Here is an 8,445-nt window from a genome sequence, read left to right as displayed (position 1 = left end):
GTCGCGGTCCGTGGCGACGGATTTGACCGCTATCGCGCCGTGTGTCGCAGGAACCGCCCGCATCGCCTCATCCCAGGCGCTGGCAAAGTCCGCCGACGGACCGGCGGCAAGATTGATATCCAGCGGGAACGTGTTAACCACGCAGAGGTTACTGCATAGCGAAAGCGTCAGTTTCCCGCGCAAACGCTGCACCTCATCGGTGGTGATTTCCAGCGGAAACACCACCCGACGGTCGTAGCCGACCGAGCTAAAGCCAGCGGAAGTAAAGCGCACGGGACGCGGCCAGTGCCACTGGGTAGTGGCCTGCGACGCCCACTCTATTACCGGTCGAAAGCCGCCGTCGCCGGGAGTTCGCCAGTAGGTTTTCCACCCTTCATCAGGGGTAACATCCAGCAGCAGGCGAACTTTTCCCTCTGCTGGCGCATCGTGCCAGACCTGCACCTGAGCGTGGGCATTGTCAGGCGTCATCGGCCAGCCCGGTACCGCAGCGCAGGCCGCGGACAGGCTGAACAACAGGAACCACAGGCTCCTGAAAAGCGTTTTCATAGTTTTCTCCGTGAAAAATTGACTAAACAGGCACTGCCATGTCAGTCACTCACGGAAAACGCAGTTTTTGAGATGTATTCGAAGAAGTGGAGGACGGAAAAGGATCACCGGCCTCGGCAGGACGCTGATTTTGATCAGCACCGCTAAAACGAGAACCAGCAGACCGGGTAACAGCAGAAGATTATCAAAATGAAGGGGTTGGGCGGAGAGCAGCGAGTGGGCGCTCAACTCGCAGGGGGACAACCCAGGGGAGGAGAGTTCCTGCGGGCTATGTTCAACGCTCAACGAGAGCGTCGCGGCTTTGACCTGCATATGGTGCAGGATAGCGGCCCGCTGGGTCAGACAGATCAGCATGACAACACAGGCAACGAAAAGCAGCGCGAGGGCTCTCAGTTGCCTGTTTTTATGTTGAGTCGGACCGGTCAGGATAGTCATGGGCAATGAGAATAGTGAGCGTCGCCTCTGCGGGCAAGGGGCAATTTGTAAAGTAATGCCAACCGGCGCGCTCACCCCTCTTCCAGGATCCCTTTTACCCACTGGCTGAACGCCACAATCCCCGGCCGATTCAGGTTTTCCCGGGGCATAATGAGATCGTACCCGCGACCGGCGGGGATCGCCTGCCCAAAGGGCATCACCAGCTCCCCCGCTGCAACGTACTTTTTAATCAGCCGCTCTCTTCCCATTGCGATGCCGCAACCACCGACCGCCGCCTCAATCGCCATCTGACAGTTATTAAAGCCCATGAAATTCTCCTCCACCGGCAGGGGCCGGTGGGTCGCCTGACACCATTCGCGCCACTCGGAAAAGAGGTCCTGCGAATCCACAGACTCAGAGGCGTGGAGGAAGGGAATATCCGCCAGCCAGTTCGTATTGGCCTGAATTTTAGCGTTTAACGCCGGAGAGCAGACAGGCACCAGCGCCTCGTCGGCCAGACGTTCGCAATAGAGGTCCGGATACCTGAGATTGCTGTAGTAAATCGCCGCATCCACCCGCTCAAGGTTGAAATCCACCAGCCCGGCCCGGACCCGAAAATTGACATTCAGGCCAGGCCAGCGCGCCCGAAATTCCGCTAACCGCGGCACCAGCCACAGGAAGGCAAACGTAGGGGGAAGCCCCACGGAGAGTGTGCCGCGGAGTCCCTGAACGCGGATATCTTCGATCTCGTCATTGATGCGCTTTAGCGACAGAGAGAGCACGCTCAACAGTCGCGCCCCTTCATCGGTCAGCTGCAGCTTTCGGGTCATACGGATAAACAGCCGAAACCCCAGCAGGGTTTCGAGATGCCGTATCCGCTGACTTACGGCGCCCTGAGTCAGGTTGAGCGTATGCGCGGCCCGCGTAAAGCTGAGGTGCAGCGCCGCCACTTCAAACGTATGCAATAGTGCCAGCATGTTTTCCTGGGCAAACACAGCTGTTATCTCCTTCTGTTACGCTTCATGCATTAATTGAGCTAATGCATACCCCTGAAACGATCGTTTGTCCAGCAACGCTCGCTGCCTTTTAATCGGCTGTAACAGATACATCAAAAAGAGGAACATCACGATGAAAGGTCTGAAGATCGTTGTTATCGGCGCCGGTTCAAGCTACACCCCGGAATTGATGGAAGGCATCATTAAGCGTCAGCATGAATTTCCGGTTCGCGAGCTGTGGCTGGTGGACATCGAAGAGGGTCGGGAAAAGATGGCCATCATCGCCGGACTGACCCGCAGAATGCTGAAAAAAAAGGGTCTGGATATTCCGGTTTATGAAACGCTGAACCGTCAGGAAGCCCTGAAAGATGCCGATTTTGTCTGCTCCCAGTTCCGCGCAGGCTGTGTGGATGCGCGCATCAGCGATGAGCGTATTTCCCTGAAATACAACATGATTGGTCAGGAAACCAACGGGCTTGGCGGCTTTGCCAACGCCTGCCGGACCATTCCTGTCGCCCTGGAAATCGCGGCGGAAATGGAGCAGCTCTGCCCCGACGCCTGGCTGCTTAACTTTACCAATCCCTCTGGCATGGTCACTGAGGCGATTCTCAAGCACAGCAAAGTACGCACCGTTGGGCTGTGCAATGTGCCAGTGATTATGCAAAAAGGGATCGCGAGTTTGCTGAATGTCAGCGACGTCAACGACTTTGTCCTTCAGGTCGCCGGGCTCAATCACTTTATTTTCGCGCGCCATATCTGGCATGAAGGCCGCGATAAACTGACTGAGGTTATCCAGGCGATTGCAACAGGCCACGATCCGCTGATCCCACGCAATATTCCCCCTTTCAAATGGCCGGCGGGTTTACTGGAAAAAATGGGGATGATCCCCTGCCCTTACCTGCGCTACTACTACATGAGCGATGACATGTATCGTCAGGAGCTGGGCGAGGCCCAGGGAGAAGGCACCCGTGGCGAAGTGGTAAAAGCGCTGGAAAAAGCGCTCTTCGACATCTACCGCAATCCCGACCTGGCTGAAAAGCCAAAGGCGCTGGAAGGCCGTGGCGGCCAGTACTACTCGGATGCCGCCTGCGAGCTAATGAGCGCAATCTACAACGATAAGCGCATCATTATGCACGTTAACACGCGCAACAACGGCACCATCGCCGGTCTGCCGGATGACTGCGCCGTTGAGGTCAGTTCCATGATCACCCGCTCTGGCCCTGTTCCGCTTAACGTGGAGCCTTTCCCGGAGGATACGCTACGCCTGATTCAGCTGATGAAGAGCTTTGAAGCGTTGACGATCGACGCGGCCATCACCGGCGACCGCCACACGGCGTGGCGCGCGCTGGTCATTAATCCGCTGATTAATAGCGGCAGCGTGCTTGAAAAGGCGCTGGCAGAGGTGATCGAGCATAATAAAGCGCTGATGCCTGCGTTCCATCAACACACATAATTCGCAGAGATCAAACGGTCTAACGCAAAACGACAAGTTCTGTCAGATAATGACATAACAGGTCGTGTGCCCGCCGGGGTCAGGGCGACCCCGGCGGGCACACGCCTGACGACCCTTTACCCGACCGACATCTCTACCCGCCTGCCCAATTTACGGGCTAACCCTTGTGCACCGTCGCGCATTACCCGGTGATGATTCCAGCGAAAAACGGGAGCGGCCAGCGGCGCGAGCAGGTTCATCCAGCGGGTAGTGGTGCGGATATCCCAGTCATACCTGACGAACGTGTTGCCCTCGTGCTCAGAAAAAGACCACACGCCGCGCCCTTCCACCTCACCGCTGGCTTCCCCTTCCAGCAGCGAGAGCGGCTGAATGGTGAGCACGTGGATATCAAAGGTTAACCGATACGGAAGCGCCCCCTTCCAGGTATAGCGATGCAGGGCGCCAATTCCCCGGGCATCCCCTCTCTTTAGCTCGATAACCTGCTCCAGGCTTCCCCACCATTCGGGCCAGACATCGGGATGCGATAAAATCGCCCAGACCTCCTGGAGCGAGGCCTCCACCCGCCAGAGTGTGGAAAAGGTATAATCAGCCATAGGGCACGCCTTCCAGTGATTGTCTCCTGCATTACGCTTCAGTATGTCGGATAACCGCTAAACGTGCAGGATTGACTGTGGCGGATTCTACATGAGATGCGCCGCCATCTGCCGGGCATCCTCTCCGGCCGGTAAACGGATCGGCGTATCCGGATCCGTTGCCATCTGCCAGATGGCTTTTGCCACATCCTCGGGTAAGGTTACGCTCGCATGCGCATCCTGCATGCCCTGAAAGACACGCTCGCTCAACGCGGCATACTCTGCGGGAATCGATCCCATGATCCGTTGCGCATTTTCGCCGAAACGGGTCGCAGGCGAACGCCCGGGCAGCACCAGGCCCACGCGGATATTAAACGGCGCAAGCTCAATTGCCAGAGATTCGGTGAACGCATTAACCGCCGCCTTACTGGCGGTATAGACCGCAAGCAGCGGCAGCGGTTGAAGGGTCACCGCAGACGTGACATTCACGATCACCCCTGAACGACGTTGTCTGAACTGTGGGAGTACGGCCCGGGTCATGGCGAGGGTGCCAAGCGTGTTGGTTTCAAAAATGTCTCTGACCGCCTCCGGGGAGACACCTTCCAGGGCGTTTAACATCCCCACCCCGGCGTTGTTGACCAGAACATCGACGTCGCCGGCGTCAGCGATCGCCCGATCTATGCTCGGCTGCGAAGTGACATCGAGGCTCAGGAGACGTAAACGATCGCTCCCGGGAAGAAGATTCTCCTGCGGTGTGCGCATCGTCGCAATCACCTTCCAGCCCTGCTCAAGAAAATACCGTGCGGTTTCCAGACCAAAACCTGATGAACAGCCGGTAATCATAACCGTTTTCATAATCACTCCTGCGTGTGGTTTGCCTGAGCACATAATAGACAGCCCTGACTGGACGATATATATTCAAAAGTCCGTCATTCTTTAGCAGGAGTCCGGAAATGAGCGATCCGTTAGCCGAAGCCATCGCCATGTTAAAGCTCAAAGCGGTGCTGACAAAAACGGTGACCGGCGCGGGCGCCTGGCGGGTCCGCCGTTCGGATGAGGGGTTGTCATTCTATTGCGCTGTGCTTGAAGGGGCGTGCCGCCTTGAGCGCGAAGGCGATGAGCCCCTCACGCTGCATGCCGGTGATTTTATTTTAATACCCGCAGCCTACAACTTTGCGTTGACGAGCCTCGTCCCGCCTGCTTCGCCAGGTGTCGATACTCTCCCCATCGAAGTGGCAGAGAGACATTTCCGGCTCGGCGATCCCCATGCTGACCCTGAAATGCTGGCGCTGGTCGGTCACTGCATGTCTGAATCACCCGATGCGGGTTTGCTGGTTTCACTGTTGCCCGGGCTTGTGTTTGTGCGTGATGAAAAGCGTCTTTCGCTGCTGGTCGGATTGTTAAAGGATGAAGCCCAGGCGCAACGCTCCGGAAAAGCGTTCATGCTGGCGCGCATGCTGGAACTGCTCTTTATCGAGGCTATCCGCTCTGGCACATCCCTCGCCACGCCTGGATTAGTGCGTGGTCTGGCCGATCCCCGTATCGCCCAGGCGATACGGCTGATACATCAGGAGCCTGCCAGAAAATGGACGGTGCAGGCGCTGGCCAGTCGCTGCGCCCTCTCCCGCTCGATGCTGTTTGAGCGCTTTACGGAGATGACCGGGGTCACGCCGATGGGATACCTGCTCTCCTGGCGCATGACCCTCGCCATGCAACTGCTGTGCGATACCGGCGTCACGGTCGCCGAAGTGGCAGAGCGCACGGGTTACGGCTCCGCCAGCGCATTCAGCGTGGCATTTACCCGCTATGTCGGTGTGCCGCCGGGGAAATATGCGCAGCATCGCGCGGCGGTTAAACATGTCGGGCTCGCCGACACCGGTTAACCACAGAGCGGGGATTGTCTGAGCTGGGCATCAATTTTCAGGCGGCTCTCCTCGGTCGCCGGGTTAAACACCAGCATCGCCAGATCCGGCCGCCCCTCCACGGCAAAGGTTGAGAATTCAAGCTCTATCGCGCCGGCCTGGGGATGATAGATACGCTTCACCCCCTCGCCGTGACTGGCGACATCGTTACTCTGCCACCAGGCAGCAAATTCCGGGCTCTGACGGGAAAGTTCGGCAATCAGGCTGGTGGTTTCCGGCGATGTTCCCGCGCGCGCCACGTCAGCACGAAACGCGTAAACCACCAACCGCGCCACCGCCTGCCAGTCATCCTGCGCCCGGCGTACTGCCGGATCGGTGAACAGGCGGCGCAGAACGTTACGCTCTGTTGCGGGCAGACGCGCATAATCGGTTAAAACGCATGCGGCGGCGCGATTCCAGGCAATGACGTCCCAGGTAATGGTTTTGACGATCGCAGGGATGCTCAATGCATCCAGAACCCGCTGTAATCGTGGCGCGATTTCGGCAGAAACGGTGAAACGGGTGCCGGGCGGATGGCCGAATGCCAGCATAAACAGGTGCTCGCGTTCCGGTGAGGTCAGGCGTAGCCCGCTGGCGATACGGTTAAGTACCTCCCGCGACGGCGCACCGCCGCGTCCCTGTTCAAGCCAGGTGTACCAGACCGGGCTGATACTGGCGAGCTGAGCAACCTCTTCACGGCGCAATCCGGGCGTGCGTCGCCTGCCCGGGCTAAAGCCAAAGGTGGCCGGATCGAGGCGTAAACGTCGCGCCCGCAGAAAATCGCCCAGTGACTGCATAGCAGTGTGCATCGTCGTCATCCTGTTAAGGTTTATACCCTGATAATGTCTCTACTTTTCTCGTCTGACTATAGCGCTACTCTGTTCCGGAACCCTACTCTGGAGGTGTGTTATGCGAGTTTTTCTTACCGGCGCAAGTGGCTTTATTGGCTCCCGGATCCTCACTGAACTGCAGGCGGCCGGACATCAGGTTATCGGTCTCGCCCGCTCGGAGAGCAGCGCGCAGGCGCTCAGGAATGCGGGGGCGGAGGTTCATCGTGGAACCCTGGATGACCCCGATACGTTAGCGGCGGGCGCACAGCATGCGGAGGCGGTCATCCATACGGCTTTTGATCATGATTTTCACCGTTTCGTCGAGAACTGTGAAAAGGATCGGCGGGCTATCCATGCCATGGGCCAGGCGCTGAAAGGCAGCGATCGCCCGTTGATTATCACGTCAGGAACCGGCATGGGCGATGACACCGCCACGGCATTAGCGCAGGAAAAGCACTTTAACGCCGGGAACAGCCATCCCCGGGTGGCAACAGAAATTGAAGGCAATGCGCTGCTTGCTGAAGGTGTTAATGTGCAGGTTGTGCGTCTGCCACAGGTGCATGATACCCGGCGCCAGGGCCTCATCACCTGGTATATTCAGCACGCGATTGAGAAAGGCGTTGTGGCCTGCACCGGTGAGGGCGATAACCGCTGGTCGGCGGCGCACGTCAGCGATGTCGCCGCGCTCTACCGACAGGTGCTGGAGCGTGGCGAAAGCGGTCAACGCTACCACGCCGTTGCCGAAGAAGGGGTACCCCTCCGGCAGATCGCCGAAATCATTGCCCACAAGCTCGATCTGCCGTACATCTCGCTCCCCTCCTCAGAGGCTGAAGCGCATTTTGGCTGGTTCGCCATTTTCGCCGCCATAAACCTGCGCGCCTCCTCCGCCTGGACACGTCAGCAGTTGGGCTGGCATCCCACCGGCCCCGGCCTGCTCGAGGATCTGGAGAATATGGATTACGCGCCGCTGTTATCCTCCCGCTAGCCACCCCGCCCGGCGTCACCGTTGTGACGCCGGGAAAACGCCCTACCGGTTATACGCCCAGTCAGCCGTTGTTAAGCGGCGCATTCGCGACCGAGCCGCCCTGCTGACCCGTCGCGCCAAAAACCAGAATCACAGAAGCGTTGTTCATTGTTGCGTACTCCCGAAAAAGGTTGGCGTGTCATTCGCCTCAGTCCAGCGATAGTGCCCATGTTCATCAACACTCAGCCAGCCGCAGGAGGAGCCAGCGAAATGGGCGCTACACCACAGGGCGTTATGTTCCGCACACCATGCCATCGCCCGACGCCGTGACTTTTCTGCCTCGTGATGGTCGCTGCAAAACACCGAATTCCATTCCGGGTGGCTAAACTGCCACGGTGAATGTGCAATATCCCCGGCAAAGAAGGCATATTCGCCGCCCGCGGAGAGGATCAACGCCGCATGATCGGGGCTGTGCCCGGGCATGGGGGTATAAGAAATTCTGCCGCTAAATACCGGCTGCGCGGCCACATCAACGGTTTCCAGCAGGCCCGCGTCAATCACCGGCAGCAGGCTGTCGAGCCATAAATTCCGGTAGCGGTCACTGTTTTGTACCCGAATAAGCTCTTTCTCAGAGCAGATATAACGCGCGTTGGGAAACATCGGCACCCAGCGGTTATCCCGTCAGAGCGTACCGCTGTCGATCCACAGTTGGGTCATACGTACTCCCGACGATATTATTGTGATTGATACCGGCACCGGTAATGGCCGCG

Annotated in this window: 9 protein-coding genes and 2 pseudogenes; 3 read left to right on the top strand and 8 right to left on the bottom strand. The window is 58.2% G+C overall.

Annotated features, from left to right (window positions below):
- The 3 genes from WFM46_RS21570 to WFM46_RS21560 all read right to left on the bottom strand — a co-directional run.
- Positions 1-546: protein-disulfide reductase DsbD domain-containing protein (locus WFM46_RS21570; RefSeq protein ID WP_336998498.1), on the bottom strand; the 546-nt coding region annotated here is incomplete at its 3' end.
- Between the two features lie 45 nt (positions 547-591).
- Entirely contained in the window at positions 592-900 is a 309-nt protein-coding gene (locus WFM46_RS21565) for a copper-binding protein (protein WP_336998497.1), read from the bottom strand.
- 152 nt (positions 901-1,052) lie between these two features.
- Positions 1,053-1,955, bottom strand: a complete 903-nt coding sequence (locus WFM46_RS21560) for a LysR substrate-binding domain-containing protein (protein WP_180210199.1) — start codon at positions 1,953-1,955, stop codon at positions 1,053-1,055.
- Positions 1,956-2,088: 133 nt separating this feature from the next.
- Between WFM46_RS21560 and WFM46_RS21555 the strand changes: the two genes are divergently transcribed.
- A complete protein-coding gene (locus tag WFM46_RS21555) occupies positions 2,089-3,408 on the top strand; it encodes a 6-phospho-beta-glucosidase (RefSeq protein WP_336998496.1) in 1,320 nt (439 codons plus the stop codon).
- A gap of 116 nt (positions 3,409-3,524) precedes the next feature.
- Here the strand turns inward: WFM46_RS21555 and WFM46_RS21550 are convergent, their stop codons facing one another.
- Positions 3,525-4,001: an SRPBCC family protein gene (locus tag WFM46_RS21550; protein WP_180210197.1), complete on the bottom strand. Its 477-nt coding sequence runs from the start codon at positions 3,999-4,001 to the stop codon at positions 3,525-3,527.
- Positions 4,002-4,088: 87 nt separating this feature from the next.
- A complete protein-coding gene (locus WFM46_RS21545; protein WP_336998495.1) occupies positions 4,089-4,835 on the bottom strand; it encodes an SDR family oxidoreductase in 747 nt (248 codons plus the stop codon).
- A gap of 98 nt (positions 4,836-4,933) precedes the next feature.
- Between WFM46_RS21545 and WFM46_RS21540 the strand changes: the two genes are divergently transcribed.
- Positions 4,934-5,863, top strand: coding sequence for an AraC family transcriptional regulator (locus WFM46_RS21540; protein ID WP_336998494.1), 930 nt, complete (start codon positions 4,934-4,936; stop codon positions 5,861-5,863).
- Here the strand turns inward: WFM46_RS21540 and WFM46_RS21535 are convergent.
- On the bottom strand, positions 5,860-6,690 hold the full coding sequence (locus WFM46_RS21535) for a helix-turn-helix transcriptional regulator (RefSeq protein WP_336998493.1): 831 nt from the start codon (positions 6,688-6,690) through the stop codon (positions 5,860-5,862). The genes WFM46_RS21540 and WFM46_RS21535 overlap by 4 nt on opposite strands.
- A gap of 100 nt (positions 6,691-6,790) precedes the next feature.
- Here WFM46_RS21535 and WFM46_RS21530 point away from each other — a divergent pair, with 100 nt between their 5' ends.
- Positions 6,791-7,696 carry an SDR family oxidoreductase gene (locus tag WFM46_RS21530; RefSeq protein ID WP_336998492.1) on the top strand — a complete coding sequence of 302 codons (906 nt, stop codon included), beginning with the start codon at positions 6,791-6,793 and terminating at the stop codon, positions 7,694-7,696.
- Between the two features lie 64 nt (positions 7,697-7,760).
- Here the strand turns inward: WFM46_RS21530 and WFM46_RS21525 are convergent.
- Both WFM46_RS21525 and WFM46_RS21520 read right to left on the bottom strand, forming a co-directional pair.
- Positions 7,761-7,844: pseudogene (locus tag WFM46_RS21525) on the bottom strand (hypothetical protein); the annotation flags it as partial.
- A pseudogene (locus tag WFM46_RS21520) lies at positions 7,841-8,356 on the bottom strand (MBL fold metallo-hydrolase); the annotation flags it as partial. The pseudogenes WFM46_RS21520 and WFM46_RS21525, both read right to left, overlap by 4 nt.
- Positions 8,357-8,445: the final 89 nt, after the last annotated feature.

The organism is Leclercia sp. M50 (genome assembly GCF_037150775.1).
GTDB lineage: Bacteria > Pseudomonadota > Gammaproteobacteria > Enterobacterales > Enterobacteriaceae > Enterobacter.
Note: the sequence above shows the minus strand (reverse complement) of the source record. Positions and strands in the feature narration are given on the sequence as shown.

Bases quoted from the DNA above. Each gene is read 5' to 3' on its own strand.
- WFM46_RS21530 (WP_336998492.1), top strand. From the start codon at position 6,791: ATGCGAGTTTTTCTTACCGGCGCAAGTGGCTTTATTGGCTCCCGGATC.
- WFM46_RS21555 (WP_336998496.1), top strand. From the start codon at position 2,089: ATGAAAGGTCTGAAGATCGTTGTTATCGGCGCCGGTTCAAGCTACACC.
- WFM46_RS21565 (WP_336998497.1), bottom strand. From the start codon at position 900: ATGCTGATCTGTCTGACCCAGCGGGCCGCTATCCTGCACCATATGCAG.
- WFM46_RS21550 (WP_180210197.1), bottom strand. From the start codon at position 4,001: ATGGCTGATTATACCTTTTCCACACTCTGGCGGGTGGAGGCCTCGCTC.
- WFM46_RS21545 (WP_336998495.1), bottom strand. From the start codon at position 4,835: ATGAAAACGGTTATGATTACCGGCTGTTCATCAGGTTTTGGTCTGGAA.
- WFM46_RS21540 (WP_336998494.1), top strand. From the start codon at position 4,934: ATGAGCGATCCGTTAGCCGAAGCCATCGCCATGTTAAAGCTCAAAGCG.
- WFM46_RS21535 (WP_336998493.1), bottom strand. From the start codon at position 6,690: ATGCACACTGCTATGCAGTCACTGGGCGATTTTCTGCGGGCGCGACGT.